We start from the raw sequence: 288 nt of genomic DNA, 5'->3' as shown, positions 1-288 counted from the left end.
TACCTATGGGCTCCTCGTCGCATTCAATCTGCTCTCGTGGGCTTGGGCGGCAATTGCGTTCCGGCAGCATCCGGTACTGCTCGGGACGGCATTCATTGCCTATGGACTTGGCCTTCGTCACGCTGTGGATGCCGATCATATTGCTGCAATTGACAACTCGACACGCAAGTTGATGCAGGAGGGTCAGCGCCCCGTCGCGGTTGGACTCTTCTTTTCGATCGGCCATTCTACGATCATTGTGTTTGCCTCATTGGGCGTCGCTTTGGTTTCGACCGCGCTCAACAGCCG

Annotated in this window: 1 pseudogene; it reads left to right on the top strand. The window is 56.6% G+C overall.

From position 1 onward, the window contains the following. A pseudogene (locus EN874_RS33220) lies at positions 1-288 on the top strand (HoxN/HupN/NixA family nickel/cobalt transporter); the annotation flags it as partial.

It is taken from the genome of Mesorhizobium sp. M1D.F.Ca.ET.231.01.1.1 (genome assembly GCF_003999155.2).
In the GTDB taxonomy this organism is placed as follows: domain Bacteria; phylum Pseudomonadota; class Alphaproteobacteria; order Rhizobiales; family Rhizobiaceae; genus Mesorhizobium.
The sequence above is the reverse complement of the archived record's forward strand: the minus strand, read 5'-3'. Positions and strand labels throughout refer to the sequence as shown.